The organism is Kribbella sp. NPDC002412, from assembly GCF_053592935.1.
The window spans coordinates 25216-47345 of record NZ_JBSFBL010000033.1 but is presented as its reverse complement, the minus strand read 5'-3'; the positions used below and the strand labels follow the sequence as shown (position 1 = coordinate 47345).

The window sequence follows — 22130 nt, the reverse complement described above, 5'->3', positions numbered from 1 at the left end:
GCACTTCCGGGGAGCACCATCCGACCTTGCCCGCCGACGTCCCAGGCCCGCACTCGCGCCGGCTGGGACTGATCGCCGTGGTCGCCACCTTCGGCGGCCTGCTGTTCGGGTACGACACCGGCGTCATCAACGGCGCGCTGGCGCCGATGAAGGACGACCTCGGCCTGACCGCGTTCACCGAGGGCTTCGTGGTCAGCATCCTGATCTTCGGGGCCGCGTTCGGAGCGCTGATCGGCGGCCGGCTCTCCGACCGCTACGGCCGCCGGCACAACATCCTGATGCTGGCCGCGGTCTTCGCCATCGGCACCCTCGGCTGCGTGCTCGCGCCGACCTGGCAGGTGCTGGCGGTCTTCCGGTTCGTCCTCGGGCTGGCGGTCGGCGGGGCGTCGGCGACCGTCCCGGTGTACCTGGCCGAGGTGTCGCCGTACGAACGACGCGGCAGCCTGGTCACCCGCAACGAGGTGATGATCGTGTCCGGCCAGTTCGCGGCGTTCGTGGTCAACGCGATCATCTTCCAGCTGTGGGGTGAGCACGACTCCGTCTGGCGGTTCATGCTGCTGGTCGCCGTCCTGCCGGCCATCCTGCTGTTCCTCGGCATGCTGCGGATGCCGGAGAGCCCGCGCTGGCTGTCCTCGCAGGACCGCGACCCGGAGGCGCTGGCCGTGCTGAGGCAGGTGCGCTCGCCGCGGCGGGCCGAGGCCGAGCTGGCCGAGGTACGGGCGCTGGCCGAGGAGGAGAAGGCGGCGCAGACCGGCGGCTGGGCCGACCTGGCGGTGCCGTGGATCCGGCGGCTGCTGCTGATCGGGATCGGGCTCGGCGTCTTCCAGCAGTTCACCGGGATCAACTCGATCATGTACTACGGCAGCCAGCTGCTCGAGGACGCCGGGTTCTCGGCGGAGGCCGCGATCCTCGGCAACACCCTGTTCGGCCTGGCGAGCGTGCTCGGCATCTCGGTCGGCATCCTGGTGATGAACAAGATCAACCGGCGGACGATGCTGCTCGCCGGCTTCGCGCTCACCACCAGCTTCCACCTGCTGGTCGGGCTGACCGCGCTGCTGATGCCGGACAACGCCCTCAAGCCGTACCTGCTGCTGGTGTTCGCGGTCCTGTTCGTGTTCTCGATGCAGGGCACCATCGGGCCGCTGGTGTGGCTGCTGCTGGCCGAGATGTTCCCGCTGAAGATCCGCAGCTTCGCGATGGGCGTCTGCGTCTTCTGCCTGTGGATCGCCAACGCCGGCGTCGCCTTCGGCTTCCCGCCGGTGGTCGCCTCGGTCGGCATCGCCCCCACCTTCTTCCTCTTCGCCGGCCTCGGCGCACTCGCCCTGATCTTCATCGCCACCTCGGTCCCGGAGACCCGGGGCGTCACCCTCGAACAGTTCGAGGACTCCTTCAAGGCCGCCCACACGTAGAAAGGTCGTACCTGCGATGACTGTGATGGTCGCCGTACCCGACAGCCCCGAAGGCGTCGCCGCCCTCGCCGCAGCGGCCGCCGAGGCCGACCTGCTCGGCACCGACCTGGTCGCCGTCAACCTCGCCCTCAAACCCCTGGACACGTCGTCGATCCCGGCGACCACCAAGGTCACCGTCCTCGAACGGCACGGCAGGTCCGACCGCGACCCGGCCGACGCCGTTCTCGCCGACCTCGAGGAGTACGGCGCCCGCCGGCTGGTGATCGGGGTCAAACGCCGGTCCCCGGTCGGCAAGGCGCTGCTCGGCAGCATCAGTCAGCGACTGCTGCTCGAGTCCCCCGTGCCGGTCCTCGCCGTGAAGATCAACGTAGACCGCGACTGACGAAGTGCCGCTGATGCGGCATCCTTGCTGCCATGAGGGGCGGGGAGGGCAACTGGTGGGTTGACGAGCCGATCGAGTCGCTGGGCTCCGATCAGCTGGACCGGCTGGTGTTCGTCGAGCGGGTCCAGGAGCTGATCGACCACGTGGGTGGATCCCCGGCCAGTACGGTCATCGGACTGGTCGGGCCGTGGGGCAGCGGGAAGACGAGCACGGTCAACATGATCGTCGAGGGTCTCGACACGTCGCGGTGGCTCCTCGCCTACGTCACGCCCTGGGCGCTGGCCGGATCCGAAGCCGTCGTGTCCGAGCTGCTGGGCGGGATCGCCACGGCATTGCCGAAGGACAGCGGGCGCACCCCCAAGGTCCGCGAGGCGCTCAAGGAGTACGGCGCGTACGTCACGCCGTTCCTGTCCGCCATCCCGCTGGTCGGCGAGGTCGCGAAAGGCATGGGCGACGCGGTGGTGAACCGCCTCCAGAGCGACACCGTGCACGCCCAGATGCGCAAGGTCGCCGAGGAGCTCGAGAAGCTGGCCAGGCCGATCCTGATCATCGTCGACGACATCGACCGGCTGCAGCACGAGGAGCTCCTGGCGCTGTTCCGGGCCGTGCGTGTTCTCGGCCGGCTGCCGTACGTGCACTACTTGCTCGCGTACGACGAGCAGACGGTCCTCGACGTACTGGAGGCCACCGAGATCGCCCGGGACGACAGGACGCGGGCGCTGGCGTTCCTGGAGAAGATCGTCTCGCTTCGGCTCGACCAGCCGCCCACCCGGCCGGAACAGGCGGGCGCGATGCTCGCCAGTGGACTCGCCGAGGTGATCTCGGAGCTCGTCCGGCCCGGACTGTCCGAGAGCCAGCGGATCCGCCTCGACGACGAACGAGAAGGCCTGCTGTCCGCCGTACTGACCGAACCCCGGGCGATCTCGCGGTACCTGACTCAGCTGCGCACCTACCTGCCGATCATCGGCGCCTCGGAGATCGACTTCGTCGACTTCTCGGTCGTCACGTTCCTGCGGCTGAGCTATCCCGCGCTCTACCAGACCCTGCTGCAGGACAAGGCCGCACTGGTCGGCGTGGCCTGGTCCGCCGACGGCAACCAACTCGAGCGGTGGGGGTCGACCGAGCACTTCAAGAAACTCGGTGTCCCGGACCGTCACCTGACCCGAGTCAGCAGCGCCGTCCAGAGACTCTTCCCACTGCTCGCCTCCGGAGGCGCGGACAGCCGGCGCAAGGGACGGCGGGTGAGCGACCCGGACTATGTCGACCGGTACTTCGCCCTGACCATGCAAACCACGGAAGCGCCGGACGTCCTCCTCGAGCGGGCCCTGCATGAATGGGCAACCGGCCGGCACGGCAACGACTTCGCCATCCTGCGCGATCTGCTCAACCCGTCCCTGTCGGACCGCGCCGCCTGCAGCCAGGCAGCCCGCCTCATCCGGCGTGCGACGTCGCAGTCCGAAGACTTCACCAGTACGGCGGCCACCGGTGTGCTCACCACCTTGCTCGGCCTGCTTCCGCTGCCGCCTGACCACGACATCGAGAGCGCCGCGATCAACTGGATCGTGACGCTCCTGGTCAAGGCCGAGCGTCCTGATCCCGCCGAGCTGCTTCGCCTGCTGGACCGTCCGGCCGAGCAGGTCTCGCCGCTGCAGTACTTGCTGAGGGCCATCAATCATCTGCCCCGGTCATCGGACGATCGGACGTGGTTCCCAGACCTCGTCAAACAAGCGGGCGAGGCGGCCTGGCGACGCCTCGACTCGCACGTCCGGCTCGGTGACGACGCGCCGATCGAGCCGATCGCGTTCCTGCTCAACTGGCTCGAGACCGTCTGGGTCCCGGCCGTGGTCCGGAAGCGGGTCGGCGAACTGGTGGACGCCGGTCTCTCGTTGCCGGATCTCGCCGCGCGGATGGTCGAAGTCAGTGTCGACCCCGCCGGACAGCCGACCAGCCTCGCGGCGATCGACGTCGACACCTTCGTGCTCAGACTGGGACCGTCCCGCGTCCTGCACCATCTCGACGAACTCCGGGCCGCGGTAACAGACGCGGTCGATCCGGCAGATCTCAGCTGGTCCAACCGCAAGGCTGCGGCCGCGTCCCAGCTCCTGTCCGCTGCGGACAAGCAGCAGCTCATTCGGCTGCCGAAGCTGCCGTCCATCGACCGGCCGCCGGCACTGCTCAACCACGAACCGGTTCTCCTCGCCGCTCCCGCTGGTCAAGAGCCGGACCTCAAGGCGCAGCTGACCGTGATCGTGCCCGGCGGATCCACGCTTCCGGTCGCGGACGACAACGCTCCGGGTCTCATCGGGCAGGAGCGAGAAGAAGCCGCGCTGGAGCTCCTGAACTACTACACGCCCGCCACGGACTGGCTGAGCCGCTCGGCTCCGGAGTGGCATCTCACGACACTCGAGTGGCAGACCTCGGACGCGGAGGCGCGCTCGAGCACGAACGCCGTGCTGCACACCGACGTCGAGGCAACAGGCGGCGGGAATCTGCCTGTTCAGGTCGCGGCACAGGTCAGAACCGGGGTGGATCAGTCGGCCACGACTCCGGTCCTGATGCTGACGATCGCCGTCGGCTTCTGGCTGCTCGAACTCGGGAACGACCGGCGCCCCGACAACATCCGGCACAATGACCAACGGCCGCTGCCCGCCGCGCTCTCGCCGGCCGAGCTTGTCGACCTGCTGACCGCGATGCTGGCCTCCACCTCGACCGCGTTCGACGCCTTCGAGACCTTGCTTCAGCAGAGCCCAGCCCCCGATCGCGCCACCGTGGACCTCACCCTGCACACCACCGGCGGCATGGCCGGCGTCGTCGACCTCGGCGGCACCCGAGTCGTCCGGCAGGGCAGCCGGACCGACCACCGGGTCACCATCGACCTCGGCCGCAGCACCGATCTCTACCCGGAACGGCTGACCGGCCTGGCCGCGGCGATCGTCGGCGAGTGGCTCCTCGGCGCCGGCTACCGAGGCTACGACGAACTCCTCCTCCGCATCGTGCAGGAGCAGTACGACTGACGGTCGCAGAACGTGGCCGTTGGCGACTTCCTGAAGGCTGATTCTGGCGCGAGGTGACAGAGTGTGGCCAATCGAGGACCTCCGGTGACAAACGCGTTGGTAGGGGCATGACTTCTTCACTGCCGAGTCATGACTTCATTCACTACGCGGTGCCCGGTGCGGTGGCCAGGATGTCGGCGAGGCGTCTGACGGATCGGGGGCGGGAATGGAGCGGTACGAGCTCTACTGTCTTGCTGATCGGGTGTTCTACGAGACTCCGGCGAACCGTGGACCGGAGGACCCGGACTTCGCCCTCTGCTCCCAGCCGGTCCCGGCCGGCTGGGAGCACGAAGCCGGTGAGATCTGGATGAACTACGCACCCAAGAACGTCTCGTTGCCCTTGCAGGGCTGGAAGATTCATGTCTCGTCCGGTCTCGAGGCCGCCGAGCGGGCGCTGGCAGCGGTCTGGGAGTACTGCGTCCCGCGCGGGCTCCCGTTCAAGTTCCTGCGCAGCACGGCCGTCGCGATCATGATGAACTCCAAAGCGGCGTTCCGTGGATCGAGCGGGAAGCTGGTCACGATCTACCCGCGCGACGAGGACCAGCTGGAGCTGGTTCTCAAGGAGCTCGACGAGATCCTGACCGGCGTCAGCGGCCCGTACATCCTCAGCGATCTCAGGTACGACGCCGGCCCACTCTTCGTCCGGTACGGCGCCTTCGCCGAGCAGCACTGTCTGTCGAGCACCGGCGAGCGGGTGCTCGCGCTCGCGAACGCCGACGGCAGGCTCGTCCCGGACGTCCGCGGACCGGTGTTCTCGATCCCGGCCTGGGTCGAGCTGCCGCCCTTCCTGGATCCGCACCTGGCCGCGCGCAACGCGGTGACCACCAACGAGATGGCCTACGAGATCGAGAGCGTGATCCAGTTCTCCAACGGCGGCGGGGTCTACCTCGGCCATCACCGGGAGACGACGGAGCGGGTCGTCCTGAAGGAGGGCCGGCCGTTCGCGGGGCTCGACGAGGCGCGCCGGGACGCGGTCGCCCGGATGCAGCACGAGCGGGACATCCTGAACCGCCTGGCCGGCCTGGACGTCGTACCGGCGGTGCGCGACTACTTCGTCCTCGGCGAACACCACTTCCTGGTGCAGGAGTTCATCGACGCGAACCCACTCCAGCGCCTGCTGGTGAACCGCTTCCCGCTGACCAAGCCGGACCCCGCGCCCGACTCACGGAAGGCCTACACGCAGTGGGCGCTCGGGATGCTGGCCCGGGTGGAGACCGCGGTACGGGCACTGCACGAGCGCGGCGTCGTCTTCGGCGACCTGCACCCGGACAACATCCTCATCGACGGCAACGACCGGCTCGTGCTCATCGACTTCGAGGTGGCCACGCTCGCCGAGCAGCCGGCTCGCTCGGACCTGGCCCACCCGGGGTACGTCGCACCTCCCGGCCGCCGCGGCGTCGACGTCGACCTGTATGCCCTGGCGTGTCTCTGCCTGAACCTGTTCGCCCCGCAGGCGACGATGCTACTGCAGCTCTGTCCCGGGAAGGCCCGGCACCTCGGCGAGCTGATCACCGCGGCATTTCCGGTGCCCAAGGCACCTGTCGACGCAGCGGTCGAGACCATCATGGGTAGCACCGAGGACCCGTCCTTCGCGTCAACGGCGATGCCGGGCACCGACGGCTGGGACTGTCTCCGCACGGCGATCACCCGCTCGATTGTCTCCAGCGCCACGCCGGAGCGGGACGACCGGCTCTTCCCCGGCGACATCGCCCAGTTCCAGCCCGGCGGCGGGACCAGCCTCGGGTACGGCGCGGCCGGCGTGCTGTACGCCCTGCGCAGCACCGGGGCCGGCCGCTTCCCGCAGTACGACGACTGGCTCCGCAGGCACGCAGTCGACCCGGCAGCCGGGACCGGCCTGTACGACGGCCTGCACGGCGTGGCCCACGTCCTCGACGGGCTCGGCTACCGGCAGGACGCTCTCGACGCGCTGGATCGTTGCCTGGAGCAATCACTCGCTGCGACCGAGCTCGGCCTGCACTCCGGCCTGGCAGGCATCGGGCTGAACCTCCTGCACTTCGATCGCGAACCAGGGCTGCGCGCAGCGGCCGGCCAGGTGATCGATCGGGTGGCGGATCAGCTCGGCGGGCCGGACGACGTACCGGAGATCAGTGGTGAGGGGCATCCACGGGCAGGGTTGATGTACGGCTCCGCAGGACCCGCGATGCTCTTCCTCACCGCGTACGAGCGATCCGGCGACAACGGCCTGCTGGATCTCGCGGCGACGGCGCTGCGGCAGGACCTGCGCCGGTGTGTCCTCGACGAGTCCGGGACGCTCCAGGTCAACCAGGGCTGGCGGCGGCTGCCGTACCTCGAAGAGGGCTCGGCGGGCATCGCTCTCGTCCTCGACCGCTACCTTCGGCATCGCCCGGACGACGAGCTCGCCGAAAGCCTGGCCGCCCTCCGGCGGGTCAACCACTCCCAGTACTTCGTACAGCCCGGGCTGTTCATGGGCCGGGCGGGCCTGCTCGCCTCAGCCGCCATGCAGGCGGGTACGCCGGGACGCCCTGACCCCACGATGACCGAGCTTGTTCGCGGACTCGCCTGGCACGCGCTGCCACACGCGGGCGGTCTCGCTTTCCCCGGCAACCAGCTGCTTCGCCTGTCCATGGACCTGGCGACCGGTTCGGCCGGAGTACTGCTGGCTCTGGGCGCGGCGCTGCACGACCGGCCCGTCGCCCTCCCGTTCTTCGGACCCCCCGACCGCGGCGGGTCGTCCGGATCCCGACTAGTCGAACGGAAGGAGGTGTAAATCATGGCACTTCTCGACCTTCAGGGACTCGAGGCTCCCGGCGGTGGTCACGGTGGAGGTGGCGGCGGTAGCGGCCTGACGCTGCTGACCTGCGGTTCGCAGCGCCCCAGCAACCTCAGCCTGCTTCTTTGTCACTGATCCGCAGCGCAGGTTCACGATTCTGGGCGGGGCGGGCTCGCCCCGCCCAGGATCAACGCCCGGGAGAGGAGGGCTGGGTGCAGAGGACCGACATCAGGTATCCCGAGGCCACTCGCGCGCCGGTCGTAGACCAGCTCCACGGCCACGCGATCGCGGATCCGTACCGCCGGCTCGAGGATGCGACCGACCCGCAGACCGTCAGCTGGCAGGCGGCGCAGGACCAGCTGTGGTCTCACCATGCCGCCGAACTGCCCGGCCGCGACCGGTTCCGGACCCGAGCCGAGCAGCTCAGCGGCGTCGGAACCCAGACTCCGCCACTGTGGCGCGGCGGACGCCAGTTCTTCCTGCGCGGATCCGCGGGCCGGGATCACCCGGTCCTGTACGTCGACCCGCCCGAGCAGGCCCTGATCGATCCCCTGGAACTCGACCCGGCCGGCGATACGACGCTCGACACCTGGCAACCCTCGCCGGACGGCCGGCGGCTGGCCTTCCAGCTGTCCCGGGGCGGCACCGAGGAATCCACCCTCTACGTGATGGACACCGGCACCGGCCAGGTTCTGGACGGTCCGCTCGATCGATGCCGCTACTCCCCCGTCGCCTGGCTCCCTGACGGCAACGCCTTCTACTACGTCCGTTCCAGGCGGGTCTGGTTGCACCGCGTCGGCGTGCCCGACGACGTGCCGCTGCTGACCGACAAGGCGTCGTACGGCCTGGAGATCAGTGCCGACGGCCGTTGGCTGACGATCTCCGCCGCGCACGGCGCGAGGAACGACCTCTGGCTGGCAGACTCCGGGAAACCACAGGTCGTCCAGCACGGGCTCGACGTCCGCAGCGCCCTGGTCGTGCGCGACGGACGCCTGTACGTCGTCACCACGCTCGACGCGCCGGCCGGCAAGATCTGCGTCGGCGATCCGGCCCGGCCGGGACCCGCGAACTGGCGGGACCTCGTCCCCGAAGATCCCAAGGCTCCGCTGAGCGAGCTCGCCGTCCTCGACGGACCCGAGTTGCCGCGCCCCCTGCTCGTCGTTGCCCGGACCCGGCACGCGCTCGGCGAGATCGCCGTCCACGATCTCCACACCGGCAAGCGGCTCGCCGAGGTACCGCTGCCCGGTCTCGGCTCGATCGGCGCGCTGACCACGCGTCCCGAGGGTGGTCACGAGCTCTGGTTCAGCTACACCGACAGCGTCACCCCCGCCACCGTTCATCGGTACGACGCGCGCACCGGCGAAACCACTGTGTGGGCGAGTCCGCCGGGCACTACGGAGGTGCCGAAGGTGACCGCCCGGCAGGTCGTCTACCGTTCGGCCGATGGCACACCGGTCCGGATGCTGGTCGTCGCCCGACCCGGCAGGCGTGGTCCGCGACCGACGATCCTCTACGGGTACGGCGGATTCGGGCAGTCCCTGACACCGACGTACTCGGCCTTCACTCTGGCCTGGGTCGAGGCCGGCGGTGTGTTCGTCACGACCAACCTGCGTGGTGGCGGCGAGGAAGGCGAGGACTGGCACCGGGCAGGACGGCTGCACGGCAAGCAGAGGGTTTTCGACGACTTCATCGCCGCGGCCGAGACGCTGATCGCCGACGGCTGGACCACGTCGGAGCAGCTCGGCATCTGCGGTGAGTCGAACGGCGGCCTGCTGGTCGGGGCGGCGCTGACCCAGCGACCGGACCTCTTCGCCGCGGCGGTCTGCTCGGCGCCGGTGCTGGACATGGTCCGGTACCAGCACTTCGGCCTCGGCACGTCCTGGGTCCCGGAGTACGGGTCGAGCGCCGATCCAGGCCAGCTCGAACACTTGCTGGCCTACTCGCCGTACCATCATGTTGCCAAAGGCATCGACTACCCTGCGGTCCTGTTCACAGTCTTCGGTGGCGACACGCGGGTCGATCCGCTGCACGCGCGCAAGATGTGCGCCGCGCTCCAGCACGCGACGGCGGGCACACGGCCGATCCTGCTCCGGCACGACGCGGACACCGGGCACGGCACCGCGCCGGTCAGCCGCGGTGTCGCGCTGACTGCGGACATGCTCGCCTTCCTCGCCGCTCACACCGGGTTGACCTGATGCCGGCGTTCTGGGCGGTGGTTCGGCACGGCCGCGGCTGGCTCCCGCTGATCGGGCTGGCGGCCCTGCTCGACAGCGCGGTCATGCTGGCGCTGCCGACGGTGCTCGGCCGATCCGTCGATGCCATTGCTTCGGGCAACGACTTCACCCGCTGGCTGATCCTGGCCTGCGGACTGATCGCGCTCGGTGTCTGCTGCGCCCTGGTCGATGCGTTCGCGGGGACGGCGTGCGTCGCCGGAACCACCGCCTGGCTCCGCCACCGCCTGGTTCGGCAGGTTCTCAGCGGCGGGCCGGAGGGCACGCGTCGGTTCGAGACCGGCGACCTGGTCAGCCGGGTGTCGGGCAACGCCGGCGATGCGGCCCAGGCCGGGCCGGCGGCGGTGACCGCGATCGCGGCGGCGCTGCCTCCGGTTGGCAGCCTGGTTCTGCTCACGCTCATCGACCCGTGGCTGGCGGCGGGCTTCTTCGCCGGGGTCCTCGTGGTGATCCTGATCTTGTGGGTGTTCGCCCGGCAAACCACCGAGATCAGCCTCGCTTACCAGGAGACCCAGGGCCGGATCGCCGCGCTGCTCACCGAGGCGCTCGGGGGCATCCGCACCATCGCGGCCGCCGGCTCGGCCGAGTGGGAGGAACGTCGCGTGCTGGGCCCCCTGCCCGAGCTGCACCGGCAAGGTCTGCAGACCTGGCGCCTACTCGCCCGCTCCGGCGCCCAGGCGGCACTCGTCGGCCCACTCGTCCTGGTCGCCGTCCTCGCGATCGGCGGTGTGCAACTCGTGCATGGCCGGATCACCGCGGGCGAGCTGTTCGCCGCCGCGCAGTACGCCGTCCTCGGCGCCGGGCTCGGCAGTCTGACCGGCATCCTGGGCGAGCTCGCCCGGGCGCGGGCCGGAGCCCGGCGCGTTGCCGAGATCCTGGCCGTCGAGCCCCTTGCCTACGGCACCCTCCCGCTGCCGCCCGGCCCCGGCCGGCTGCAGTACGACGATGTCAGCGTCAGCGCGGACGGCGTCCGCCTGCTCGATCACGTCGACCTCGATCTGCCCGGCGGAGCCACCATCGCCGTGGTCGGGCCGAGTGGGGCGGGCAAGTCGGTCCTGGCGGCACTCGCTGCCCGGCTGCGTGACCCTGACACCGGGCTCGTGCTGCTGGACGGCGTACCGCTGAGAGCAGTGCGGCGATCCGTCCTGCGCCAGGCCGTCGGCTGTGCGTTCGAGCGGCCGGTGCTGGTCGGCAGGACCGTGTCCGAGTCGATCTCGTCCGGACACGCAGGACCGGTGCAGACCCTCGCGGCCGCGCGGGCGACCCATGCGCACGACTACGCCAGCCGCCTCCCGCAGGGCTACCACACGCCGTTGCCCGAGGCCCCGATGTCGGGCGGCGAGGCGCAGCGTCTCGGGCTGGCCCGGGCATGGCACGCAGGCCGGCTGCTGGTACTCGACGACGCGACCTCGAGCCTGGACACCGCGACCGAGCGGCAGATCAGCCGAACGCTGACCGACGACAAGCACCCGAGGACCCGGCTGATCGTGACCCATCGCGCGTCCACCGCGTCCCGCGCCGATCTCGTGGTCTGGCTCGACCGCGGCCGGGTCCGGGGCGTCGGACCGCACCGCCGGTTGTGGCAGGACACGTCGTACCGGGAGATCTTCGGATGAGGCGCGAACTGCGGTTCGGTGCGGCGGCGCTCCGCCGGCGGAACGCGCTGGAGTTCGCTGCGTGGTCGGTGCCGGAGATCCTGCCCACTGCGGTCTACGGGATCGCGGTCGCCCACGCGACGGACGCGTTCCTCGCCGGCCGGTCCGTTCCAGGGCTCGCCTGGCTGGGCGGCCTGGTCGCGGCTGCGTGCGTCGGCGCGGTCGGTGCTCGCCAGGCGTACCGACGGCTCGGTGACCTGGTAGAACCCTTCCGGGACGAGTTGGTCCGCCGCGTGGTCGGCGACGCACTCCGCAACGGCGCCGCGGGGCGCCGGGCCGACGGGGCGGTGTCGCGGCTGAACCGGCAGGTCGAGATCGTCCGGGACACCTTCGCCGGACTGATCGTCGTGACCCGGACCTTTGTTCTCACCGTGGTGGGCGTGGTGACCGGGCTGCTGTCACTCGACCCGCTGATCGCGGCGCTCGTCGTACCGCCGTTCCTGCTCGGCTTCGCCGCCTCGCTGGCGATCCTCGGGCCGGCGGCCGAGCGGATCACGACGTCGCTGTCCGCCGATGAGCAGTTGGCGATGTCCACCGGCACCGCGTTCGCGGGGGTGCGCGACATCACCGCAACCGGCGCCGAGGACTTCACCGCGGACTTGGTCGGTGAGCCGATCGAGGCGCACGCCGCGGCCGAGCGCGCACTGGCCAGGACTGCCGCGCTCCGCACGCTCTGCTTCGCCGTCGGCGGCTGGCTGCCGCTCCTGATCCTGCTGGCTACCGGTCCCTGGCTGGCCGGTCGCGGCGTCAGCACCGGCACGTTGCTCGGCGGGCTGACCTACGTGCTGCTCGGGCTGCAACCCGCGCTGAGCACAGTGATGTCCGTCGTCGGCGACAGTGGGCTGCGGTACGTCGTCACCCTTGGCCGGATCCTCGACAGTGGCGCTCAGGCTGAGCAGCGTGCGTCGACCGCAGTGCCGCGTGGGCACCAGGTCCGGTTGCACAAGGTGTCGTTCTCCTACGGACCGGAACCTGTGCTTCGCGATCTGCAGCTTGTGGTGCGAGAGGGCGACCATCTCGCCGTGGTCGGGCCGAGCGGCATCGGCAAGTCGACCCTCGCCGGACTCGTCTGCGGGTTGCTTCGCCCCACCGACGGACGGTTGGCGGTCGGTCGCGTCCCGCCGTACGAGCTGACCTCGATCGAGCGGGCACGGACGCGCGTGCTGATTCCGCAGGAAGCGTATGTCTTCTCCGGCACAGTGCTCGAGAACCTCAGCTATCTCGCACCCACTGCGACGGCGGCCGAAGTCGACCGTGCGATCGAGGCCGTCGGCGCCGACGCCCTCCTGAGGCGGCTGGGCGGGACCGCTGCTCCGATCCACCCGTCGCAGCTGTCCGCCGGTGAACGGCAGCTGATTGCCCTGGCCAGGTCTTACCTGTCACCGGCGCCGCTGGTCGTTCTCGACGAAGCCACCTGCCACCTCGACCCGGATGCCGAGCGACAGGCCGAGGAGGCGTTCGCCGACCGGCCGGGCACGCTGATCGTCATCGCGCACCGGATCAGCTCCGCGCTGCGGGCCGACCGGATCCTGGTGCTGGACGGCAACCAGGCCATGGTGGGCCGGCACACCACGTTGCTTCGGGAATCGGAGCTCTACCGGGATCTGCTCGGTCACTGGCAACCGCAGCCCGATCAGATCCAGCCGGCCTCCTGAGCTTTCCGGACCGCCTCGATCCGGCTCCGGGCCGCAGTCTTGGTGAGGATGTGCGACAGGTAGTTGCGCACAGTCCCGGCACTCAGGTTGAGGCTCCGGGCGATCTCCTGCGCGGTGGCCCCCGTGGTCACCAGCCGGAGCACCTCACACTCCCGATCGGTGAGCGGGTTGTCCACCGCCCGCAGTGCGGCCACTGCCACGACCGGATCGATCACCGCCGCACCCTGCGCGAGCTGCCGGACAGCCTCGGCCAGGTCCGCCGGCGACGCGTCCGTGGCGATGAAGCCGACCCGGGGCGCCAGCCGCACCAGGGCGAGGCTGACTCCGCTGAGCAGGTCCCGGTCGATCAGGATCAGGATGCCCGGCTCGCGCAACTGCAGGCACAGCTCCTCGATCCTGATGTCGCCGTCCAGCATCGGGTCCAGGACCACCACGTGCGGCCGGGTGCTGGCCACCGCGGGCAGCACGTCGTCGGCCTTCTCGATCTCGGCCAGCACTTCCAGATCAGCTTCTTGTGACAGCACCGCGGCCAGCGCCCCCCGCACCAACGCGCCGTGATGCCCGAGCACGACTCGGACCACGCCCCTGCCCCCCAGGTATCGCGAGACCTATTGAAGACTCCCCAGTCACGAAAAGTACCGACGATCCCCCGCTCGGTGACGCCCAGTGTGAATCGGCCGCACCCATTTGTCACGTCTTGGCGATCAACCGGCCGACGCCGGCGCCGGACCGTGTCGGGCGCGCAACCCGCAGTGATCTCGGCCGGTCCGACGTTCCGTGCAACCTTTCCGGTCTCGAGCGCGTCTTCCCGGTACTGGCTCGCGTCGGACGATTCTGGTATACACCGATGAACGGTGGGGTGGGGGGAGACTGGGGTGGCTTCGCGGCGGGCGGGGAGCACTGTTGGGCTGGCTGTGGTGTGCCTGGTCGTGTGTGCTGTCGCGTTCGCGGGGGCGGTGACGGTGCTGATGCCGAAGCAACGGGAGCGGAGTGTGGCGGCTACCGCTCCAGGGTCGCCTAGCCCCAGTGAGCCGCCGACAGTTGTGAGCCCTACGCCGTCGCCGACCGCGCCGTCGAAGCCGACGCCGGTTGCGCGGACCGGGACGTACCAGTGTGCGGGGTTCAGCGGGATCGAGGCGAAGGTGCCGCTGCCGATGCTGTTGCGGGACACGTTTGCCTGGGGCGACGATCCGCCGTACCAGGTGGGTGACGGGTCGGGCGACGTCCGGTGGCGATCGAATCCGTACAGCAAGCCGAGCTGGTACATGTGGTTGCACTCGTTGCGGTGGCTCGGGCAAGGCATTCAGGCCGGCGGGAAGGGTGACCGCCGGGCCTTGACGCATGTCATGGCGATCATCCACGACTGGGTGCGGGACAACCCGTACTCGTGGAAGGGCGACGTCGGCGCGTGGGAGTCGACGATGCACCGGACCAACGTGCTGATCTGTGCGCGTCAAGCGGTGCTGTCCGCTCTGAAGGTTCGGCAACTCCCGCCGCAGTACGCCTGGCTCGATCAGGCGCTGCTCGACCACGCCAGGTTCATGACGGAGACCTGGAGCGGGCCGTCGAACCACGGCACGGACGAGAGCATCGCGATGTTCGGGGTCGGCTGCACCCTCAACCGGCCCGAGCTCAAGACGCTCGCCGTCGCGCGGCTGACCGAGGCGATCACGACCGCGATCGACCCGCAGGGATCGACGAACGAGCAGTCGATCGGATACGCGATGTTCAACTACAACCTGTGGGGCCGGGCGAGCACCGTGCTGCACCGGTGCGGCGCGGATCCGAGTCCCGTCATCGACGAGCGGCGCCATGCGCTCGCGGAGTGGCTCGCTCTCGCGACCACCTCGACCGGGCAACTCCCCCAGGTCGGCGACGCGATCCGGCAGAAGCCGGACGCCGTACCCGGGACCTCTCTCGAGTACGCCGCCACGCTCGGCAAGAAGGGGACGCGGCCGACCCAGCGTACGGCGGTGTTCGACGCCGGCTACATCTTCGGGCGGACCGGGTGGGGCGAGACGCGGGCGTTCACCGAGGAGTCGACGTACACGATCAGGTTCGGGCCGGGACGGATGTACCACGGTCACCACGACCACACGTCGATCACCTACACCTCGCACGGGCGGGACATCCTGATCGATCCGGGACACTCCGGGTACGAGGACGACAAGTGGCAGGCCTGGACGAAGCACCACTCGGCGCACAACGTGATGTACGTGCCGACGGCCAAGGGCACCGGGGCCGAGACGCGGCTGGTCAGCGCGGCGATCGCGGACACCTCGGAGTACTACCAGCTCGCCGACACGCCGGCCGAAGGCGTGGAGCGGACCCGGGACGTCCTGGTGCTCAAGGATCCCGACCTCGTCATCACGCTGGACCGCGGCCGGTCGGGGACCGAGCAGCACTACGAGACGTTGTGGCACCTGCCGGCCGATCAGAAGGTCACGGTCACCTCCCCCAACACCGCGGTCGCAACCAAGCCCGGTGACCAGGTCAAGACCCACGTGCTGCAGATCCCTTACCAGCAACAGCTGCCGGCCAACGCCATCACGGTCGTGCAGGGCTCCGCGGACCCGGTGCAGGGGTGGTACTTCCCGACCATCTTCGACCGGCAGCCGGCGCCGGTGGTGAAGTTCAACCGCAGTGGCCCGACCGCCACCATCCTGTCCGCTCTGGTGCCGGCGAACCGGGGCGAGACCGTTGCCTTCAGCACCAGAACCGCCGGCGGCATGTTCTTCGTCGACCTCACCGTCGGGAAACGCAAGACCACCATCCGGGTCACCGACAACGGTCGCCTGACCCGGATCAAGTAGAGCGGCACAGGGGGAACACACAGATGCAGATCCAGGGGACCTTGACCATCGACGGCGTACTCGTCGTCCCGATCGAAGCCCACACGTTCGCCGTCACCGGGACCGTCGCGGTGGCCACCGGCAGGTCACGGATCTACCTCGAGGAGGCGTACGCCGTCGAGACCGTCCGAGCCGCCGTCAACACCGCCCCCACCGGCGCCGCCCTGATCGTCGATGTCAACAAGAACGGCACGACGATCTACACCGACCAGTCGAAGCGCCCGGCCATCGCCGCCGGCACGAACACCGCCACCGGCAACGAACCAGCCCTCACCACCCTCGCCGCCGGCGACTACCTGACGATCGACGTCGACCAGGTGGGCTCCACGGCCGCCGGCGCCGACCTGACCGTGACCGTCCGCGTACGGCGCACCAGCTGAGGGCCGGCCGTGGCGCAATCAGCGGGGTACACGTTCAACGCGGACACAGTCACCGGGACGACGGTGCGGGATGTCGCGGGCTACTTCCTGGACGGGACGATCGTGGGGTCGGCCGCGATGGCGGCGGGGCGGTACGGCGATGGGCTGAACTGCACCGGTGGCGCGATGCGGGTCGTCGTACGGCCGCCGAAGGCCGGGGACGACTTCTATCCGCTCAACACCGACGGCGGGTTGTCGGTCGCGGCCTGGGTGCAGTTGAACAACTCGACGGCGGCGGCGCGGTGTATCGCGTCCGCGACCAGCGGGGGGACGCTCAACTGGGCCGTGTACGCCTCCAACGCCTCCGGCAACGTGGAGGCCAAGATCGCGGGGGCGACGTACAGCACGACGACGAGCATCCGCGACGGTCAGCAGCACCACGTGCTCGTCACGTACGACGCGACGCCGGCCACCGACACGGTGAAGATCGCGGTCGACGGTGTCCAGGTGTTGTCCGTCAACGCGACCGCGACGCTGGCCTACTCCGGTACCGAGGCGACCGTCGAGGCCGGGCGGAACGCGGTGACCAGTTCCGAAGCGCTCGACGGGATCATCGACGACCTGCGCTGGTGGAACGACCCGGTCGAAGCGGCGTACTGGCCGACGCTCGTCGCGGCCGAGCAGATCGACCACCAGCTGGCGATCTACCCGTTCGACCACGACACCGCCGAGGACTTCGGCAGCTACGGTCACGACCTGACCGTCGCCGGGTCGGCCAGCTTCACGACCGGTCTGTACGGCGGTGCGCTGGTTTCCGGCGCGGCCGCGGCCGGCGCCTCCGGGGCGATCGGCTTCCCCGACTGTGACCGGCTCGCCATCTGCGGCTGGCTCCGCCTCGACGCCGCGCCCGTTGGTTCGGCCGCGCCGATCCTGGCGATCAACGACGCGGTCGGCAACGCGCGGGTCCGCGTCGTGGTGAACACCAACCGGACCGTCACCGCGACCTGGACGACGATCGACGACGGGACCGTGCCGGTGACCAGTACGGCGGCCCTGACCGTCGGCCAGTGGACCCGGTTCCAGTTCGCGATCAACCCGACGTACGTGCAGGTCCGGATCGACACCGACCAGGCGACGGTGACCATCGGCGACGGGGTCCCGCACGTGTCGCCGACCATCGACGGGCTGGACCAGTTGTACGTCGGTGGCGACGCGACGACCGGTGGTCAGGTCGCGTACGACTACCTGACCTTCACCAAGAACTTCCTCGCCGAGGTGTCGTCGGGGTACTGGGCCGGCGCGCCCGTCGTCACGCCGTACCGGCCCGCGAACGTCGCCCGCGGGGTCTATCACTTCAACGAGAGCACCGGGTCGGTCGTCGACGACAAGTCACCGGCGGCCAACGACCTCACGCTCACGGCGGCCGGGTCGTGGGTGACCGGCGTCGAGGGTACGGCGCTCGGAGCGAACGGCACCGGTCCCGGTGCGTCGAGGACTTCACTCACCTGGCCGGCCTCACCGCCGGGGTGGGCGTTCTCGGCGTGGGTGAAGTGTCGCTCGAGCAGCAACGGCGCTCGCTTCCTGGTGCTGCGGAACGCCGGGGACGAGGTGGCGCACGCGGGCCGGCTGGACGGGTTGTTCTGGGTCCGGCTGTTCGGCACGGGCGGCACCACTGGCATCATCAGCTCGTCCCGAGGGCCGATCGCCGCCGAGACCTGGACCCACGTGGCCGCGTCGTGCGACCAGAAGACGATCCACTTCTACCTGAACGGCAAGGTCTTCTCCGTCGAGACCTACGCGGTCGGCGCCCTCCTCCAACCGACCGAGCTCCATGTCGGCGGTGACGACCCGGACTCGTCCGTCGCCGACGTCGACGACCTCCGCCTCTTCGACAGCCCGATCAGCGCCACCAACATCCGCTGGCTCCACGAGAACCCCGGCCTGTACTACGACCTCGCACCGACCACCTTCGCCGCCTGGGGCGTGCCGCTCTGACAGACTGCAGACATGGCGGAAGCAGCAGGCGTGGTGAACCAGTCGGGCCGCGACAACGACGCGGACTTCGAGTCCGTCATCGCCGAGTCGAGCGACCACGTCCAGACGCTCGCCCGCGCCGTACGCGACCTGGTGTACGACGTCCTGCCCGGCACCGTCGAGGTGGTCTGGGCGAAGCAGGGCTCGGTCGGCTGGGGCATCGGGCCGAAGAAGTACACCGAGCAGTTCGCCTACCTGATGCCGTTCAAGAAGCACGTCACCCTCGGCTTCTACCGCGGCGGCGACCTCCCCGACCCCGACGGCCTGCTGCCTACCTCGGGCGGACGTCAGGTCGGCGGCACGCTCAGCATGCGCAGCCTCAAACTCACGACCCTCGAGGAGGTACGGCGACCTGCGCTCCGCGAGCTGGTCGCCGTCTCGACCCGGACCGGCATCTGACCGCTCCTTCAGTTCCGGCTGTCGACCTCTTCGAGACGGAGGGCCAGCAGCTGCCGCAGCGGCATGGACTCGCCGTCGCGGGCGCCCAGGCCGACGGTCAGCGGCGGGTCGGAGGGCAGGATCCGGACACCCAGGACGCGGGACTTCACGCTTGGGGCGGTGCCGAGGATGTAGAAGTTGGCGTCGGTGTCGACGGCGAGTGAGTGGTTGCGGCGGAGGTACCAGCCGGTGAGGTCGGTCCGGTAGCTGGTGCTCGAGCCCGTCACGGGTGCGCGCAACGGCTCAGGTTCGACACCTCTCGCCTGCAGCTGCCGGACGAAGTCGGTCAGCAGGGCGCGAGCCTGGGCGGTCTCGGCTGCCTTGCGCTGTTCGAGCGCGGCCGCGTGGGCGGCGGACGCCTCACGTCGCTTCTCGCGCCAACTCGGCTCACTCTCCACCGTCCTACCCTAGATCACCTCGGCCAGGCCTCCACCTGCGCGCCCTCACACATCGGTAGCCGGGAAGGACCTGTCTCCAAAGAGGATTCTGCGGGCTGCGAGTCGGCCTGGGCGGGTGCGGAGCAGCTTGAAGGCCAGGGATGCCGCGGCCGGTGTGCGTACCTGGGCCAGGCCTCGGCGCAGCACCAGGCGGCCGCGGAAGTGCGCGCGGAGGGCGGCGCCGTCGTACGCAGGTAATGCGGCTGCGCCTCCTCGCAACGCGTCGTCGAGGACCTCGGCCGCTAGCGAAGACAAACGTAGACAGGGGTCGAGACCGCCCGCGGTGAGTGGCGAGACTGCGCCGGCCGCGTCGCCGACCAGCAACCCGTCTGCGCAACCGATCCGCCGCAGTAGACCACCGACCGGGATCGGCCCGCCACGCCGCTCCACGTCGACCGGCCGATTGACGCCGGCCAGCCCGGGCGCGTCCTTGCTGAAGCGCTGCAGGGCTTTGCGCATGCCTTCCGGATAGCGATCCGCGTAGCCCGCAATACCGACATGCGCATGCTGCCCGTCGTTGACCACCCACGCGAGATAGCCCGGCGCGATCGACGGGTCGAGCACGCAATGGAACGTCGGCGGCACCTCGCTCGACGGAATCGCGAAGACCTCCTCGGCCCCGACGAGCAGGTGGCTGTTGCGATCCAGGCCGAGATCGCGGGCGACCCGCGACCGCGCTCCGTCCGCTCCGACGACGTACCGAGCCCGCACCTGAGTCGGCCCGTCGCGATCGATCAAATGAAAGGCGCCACCACGCCAGCCCACATAGCGCGTGCCCAGCGCGATCCGCACCCCGGCCTCGACCGCGCGCTCGGCCGCGGCCACGTAGAGCGGCCCCATGTCGCCGACCCGGTACTCGTCGCGCTCGCTGACCAATGTGACCGGCCGCCGAAGATCCGGCGGATACAGCACCACGTGACGGATCGGCGGCCCGAGACACTCGGCCGGCAACGCAAAGTCGTCCAGCGTCTTCCGCACGAAGATGCCCGTCGTCCGAATCGCAGCGGTCAAGCTGGTACGGCGTTCCACCAGCAAGACGTCATGCCCCTGCTGAGCCAGCAACGTGGCCGTGTGAAGCCCGGCCAGCCCGGCTCCCACGACCAGTACGTCGCTGGCGCTCATCGGTCGGCGTCGGTCCGGATCAGCCGCAACCCGCCGGCTACGATCAGCGCAACGGCCCACAGCCCGAGCGTGAGCCGCGCCGAGGTCGTCGTCATGTCCTCGCGCGGGCCCTCGCCGAAGATCAGGAAGAGCGCGCTGGAGCCGGGCATGCGGGCGGACAGCGTGACGGTCCAGTCGTACGGCAGCTGCGCCAGGATCAACGGCAGGACGAACATGAGCGCGATCACGCTGACCAGGGCGGCCGCCGTACTGCGCGTCAGCAGGCCCAATCCGATCCCGAGCAGCGCACCGGCGGCGTACACGAAGGCGAGCTCGGCGAGGGACTTGATCCCGTCGCCGATCGGCAGCCCGAGCGAAGGCCGGAACGACCACACGACCACGCTGGCCGCGGTCACGAGCACCACACCCAGCAGCGTCAGCGTGCCGGTGATGACGGCGGTCCGGGCAGTGAGCAGCACGCCTCTGCGTGGCGTCCACTGCAGGGTCGGCACGATGCCGCCGGTGCCGTGGTCGGCGGTGCTGGTGACGACGGACAGCGCGAGTACGCCGAACAGCGCGAACATCGCAGTAAACCGGCCGCCGTCCCACGCGGTCGCGTCCGGGCCCGGACCGGTCGGGTCGTCGGAGACGTCGTACCCCATGATCGTGGCGAAGCCGAGGACGACGATCGCGGTCGCGATGGCGAAGATCCAGGTCGAGCGGACGCTCCACAGCCGGCTCCACTCGGCGTTGCCGGTGCGGGCGAGGACGGTCGGGGTGCTCATCGGTTCGCTCCGTCCGCGTACGCCGGCGCACTGCCGTGGTAGTCGACGCTCTCCTCGGTCAACGCGAGGTAGGCATGTTCGAGCGACTGCTCGAGCTCGGCCAGGTGATGCACCGGCAGACCGAGTGAGTAGGCGAGATCACCGAGCTCCTTGGCCGTCAGACCGGTCACCTCCAGCTCGTCGGCCGCGGTCCGCTCCACGGCAGCCCGATCAGCCAACGCGCCTTGCAGTACGTCGATCCGCGGCGTCCGGACGCGGACGCGCTGGCCACCGAGACCGCGCAGGATCTCGTCGACCGGCGCCTCGGCGATCAGCCGGCCGCGGCCGATGATGACGATGCGGTCGGCGATCAACTGCATCTCGCTCATCAGGTGGCTGGACACCAGCACGGTCCGGCCCTCGTCGGCGAACCCGCGCAGCAGCGCCCGGATCCATCGGACCCCGTCGAGGTCGAGCCCGTTCACCGGCTCGTCGAACAGCAGCACCTGCGGATCACCCAGCAACGCGGCCGCGATCCCGAGCCGTTGCCGCATGCCCAGCGAGTACCCCTTGATCCGCCGCCGCGCCGCGGACCCGAGCCCGACCTGCTCGATCACCTCCTCGACCCGCCGCAGCGGGATCCCGTTGCTCCGGGCACCGATCCGCAGGTGACCGCGCCCGGTCCGGCCCGGATGCATCGCGCCCGCGTCGAGCAGCGCCCCCACGTGGTACAGCGGCTCGGCGAGATCGGCGTACCGCTGCCCGTTCACCAGCGCCGTCCCCGCCGTCGGCCGGTCCAGCCCCATCACGATCCGCATCGTGGTCGACTTCCCCGCCCCGTTCGGTCCGAGAAACCCGGTCACCTGCCCCGCCGGCACCTCGAAGCTCAACTCGTCCACAGCCCGCACGTCGCCGTACTGCTTACTCAATCCCCGGACATTGATCACCTATCGATAATCGATGTTCACCTATCGACTGTCAACACCCAACCAACGACTCTCGATCGCG

The 22130-nt window shown here is 69.9% G+C and carries 17 protein-coding genes; 12 read left to right on the top strand and 5 right to left on the bottom strand.

Annotated features, from left to right (window positions below; translation table 11 throughout):
- Positions 1-26 precede the first annotated feature (26 nt).
- From ACWCOV_RS25105 to ACWCOV_RS25070, 8 genes are all read left to right on the top strand, one after another.
- The gene (locus tag ACWCOV_RS25105) at positions 27-1409 is read left to right on the top strand and encodes a sugar porter family MFS transporter (protein ID WP_449831739.1); all 1383 of its coding nucleotides are present in this window, start codon (positions 27-29) and stop codon (positions 1407-1409) included.
- Between the two features lie 16 nt (positions 1410-1425).
- The gene (locus tag ACWCOV_RS25100) at positions 1426-1791 is read left to right on the top strand and encodes a universal stress protein (RefSeq protein WP_449831738.1); all 366 of its coding nucleotides are present in this window, start codon (positions 1426-1428) and stop codon (positions 1789-1791) included.
- A gap of 32 nt (positions 1792-1823) precedes the next feature.
- A complete protein-coding gene (locus ACWCOV_RS25095) occupies positions 1824-4805 on the top strand; it encodes a KAP family P-loop NTPase fold protein (RefSeq protein ID WP_449831737.1) in 2982 nt (993 codons plus the stop codon).
- Between the two features lie 205 nt (positions 4806-5010).
- Entirely contained in the window at positions 5011-7593 is a 2583-nt protein-coding gene (lanKC, locus tag ACWCOV_RS25090) for a class III lanthionine synthetase LanKC (RefSeq protein WP_449831736.1), read from the top strand.
- A gap of 3 nt (positions 7594-7596) precedes the next feature.
- Entirely contained in the window at positions 7597-7731 is a 135-nt protein-coding gene (locus tag ACWCOV_RS25085) for a SapB/AmfS family lanthipeptide (RefSeq protein WP_449831735.1), read from the top strand.
- A gap of 77 nt (positions 7732-7808) precedes the next feature.
- On the top strand, positions 7809-9791 hold the full coding sequence (locus ACWCOV_RS25080; protein ID WP_449831734.1) for a prolyl oligopeptidase family serine peptidase: 1983 nt from the start codon (positions 7809-7811) through the stop codon (positions 9789-9791).
- Entirely contained in the window at positions 9791-11443 is a 1653-nt protein-coding gene (locus tag ACWCOV_RS25075) for an ABC transporter ATP-binding protein (protein ID WP_449831733.1), read from the top strand. Before ACWCOV_RS25080 ends, ACWCOV_RS25075 begins: the two co-directional genes overlap by 1 nt.
- Positions 11440-13137: an ATP-binding cassette domain-containing protein gene (locus ACWCOV_RS25070; RefSeq protein ID WP_449831732.1), complete on the top strand. Its 1698-nt coding sequence runs from the start codon at positions 11440-11442 to the stop codon at positions 13135-13137. Before ACWCOV_RS25075 ends, ACWCOV_RS25070 begins: the two co-directional genes overlap by 4 nt.
- On the opposite strand, the gene ACWCOV_RS25065 is transcribed toward ACWCOV_RS25070, so the two are convergent.
- Positions 13116-13718: a response regulator transcription factor gene (locus ACWCOV_RS25065; RefSeq protein ID WP_449831731.1), complete on the bottom strand. Its 603-nt coding sequence runs from the start codon at positions 13716-13718 to the stop codon at positions 13116-13118. The two genes, ACWCOV_RS25070 and ACWCOV_RS25065, sit on opposite strands and share 22 nt — an antisense overlap.
- A gap of 462 nt (positions 13719-14180) precedes the next feature.
- Between ACWCOV_RS25065 and ACWCOV_RS25060 the strand changes: the two genes are divergently transcribed.
- Genes ACWCOV_RS25060 through ACWCOV_RS25045 form a run of 4 tightly spaced genes read left to right on the top strand, consistent with a single transcriptional unit; the run spans position 14181 to position 18781 of the window.
- Positions 14181-15950 (top strand): heparinase II/III domain-containing protein, encoded by a 1770-nt coding sequence (locus ACWCOV_RS25060; RefSeq protein ID WP_449831730.1) that lies wholly within the window; start codon positions 14181-14183, stop codon positions 15948-15950.
- Between the two features lie 23 nt (positions 15951-15973).
- On the top strand, positions 15974-16369 hold the full coding sequence (locus tag ACWCOV_RS25055) for a hypothetical protein (RefSeq protein ID WP_449831729.1): 396 nt from the start codon (positions 15974-15976) through the stop codon (positions 16367-16369).
- A gap of 9 nt (positions 16370-16378) precedes the next feature.
- Positions 16379-18343 carry a LamG-like jellyroll fold domain-containing protein gene (locus ACWCOV_RS25050; protein ID WP_449831728.1) on the top strand — a complete coding sequence of 655 codons (1965 nt, stop codon included), beginning with the start codon at positions 16379-16381 and terminating at the stop codon, positions 18341-18343.
- Between the two features lie 12 nt (positions 18344-18355).
- Positions 18356-18781 (top strand): DUF1801 domain-containing protein, encoded by a 426-nt coding sequence (locus ACWCOV_RS25045; protein WP_449831727.1) that lies wholly within the window; start codon positions 18356-18358, stop codon positions 18779-18781.
- Between the two features lie 8 nt (positions 18782-18789).
- On the opposite strand, the gene ACWCOV_RS25040 is transcribed toward ACWCOV_RS25045, so the two are convergent.
- Genes ACWCOV_RS25040 through ACWCOV_RS25025 form a run of 4 tightly spaced genes read right to left on the bottom strand, consistent with a single transcriptional unit; the run spans position 18790 to position 22069 of the window.
- On the bottom strand, positions 18790-19218 hold the full coding sequence (locus ACWCOV_RS25040; protein WP_449831726.1) for a hypothetical protein: 429 nt from the start codon (positions 19216-19218) through the stop codon (positions 18790-18792).
- A 45-nt stretch (positions 19219-19263) separates the two neighbouring features.
- Positions 19264-20379, bottom strand: coding sequence for an FAD-dependent oxidoreductase (locus ACWCOV_RS25035; RefSeq protein ID WP_449831725.1), 1116 nt, complete (start codon positions 20377-20379; stop codon positions 19264-19266).
- Entirely contained in the window at positions 20376-21143 is a 768-nt protein-coding gene (locus tag ACWCOV_RS25030) for a hypothetical protein (protein WP_449831724.1), read from the bottom strand. The genes ACWCOV_RS25035 and ACWCOV_RS25030 overlap by 4 nt, the downstream gene beginning before the upstream one ends.
- On the bottom strand, positions 21140-22069 hold the full coding sequence (locus ACWCOV_RS25025) for an ABC transporter ATP-binding protein (RefSeq protein WP_449831723.1): 930 nt from the start codon (positions 22067-22069) through the stop codon (positions 21140-21142). The genes ACWCOV_RS25030 and ACWCOV_RS25025 overlap by 4 nt, the downstream gene beginning before the upstream one ends.
- Positions 22070-22130 lie beyond the last annotated feature (61 nt).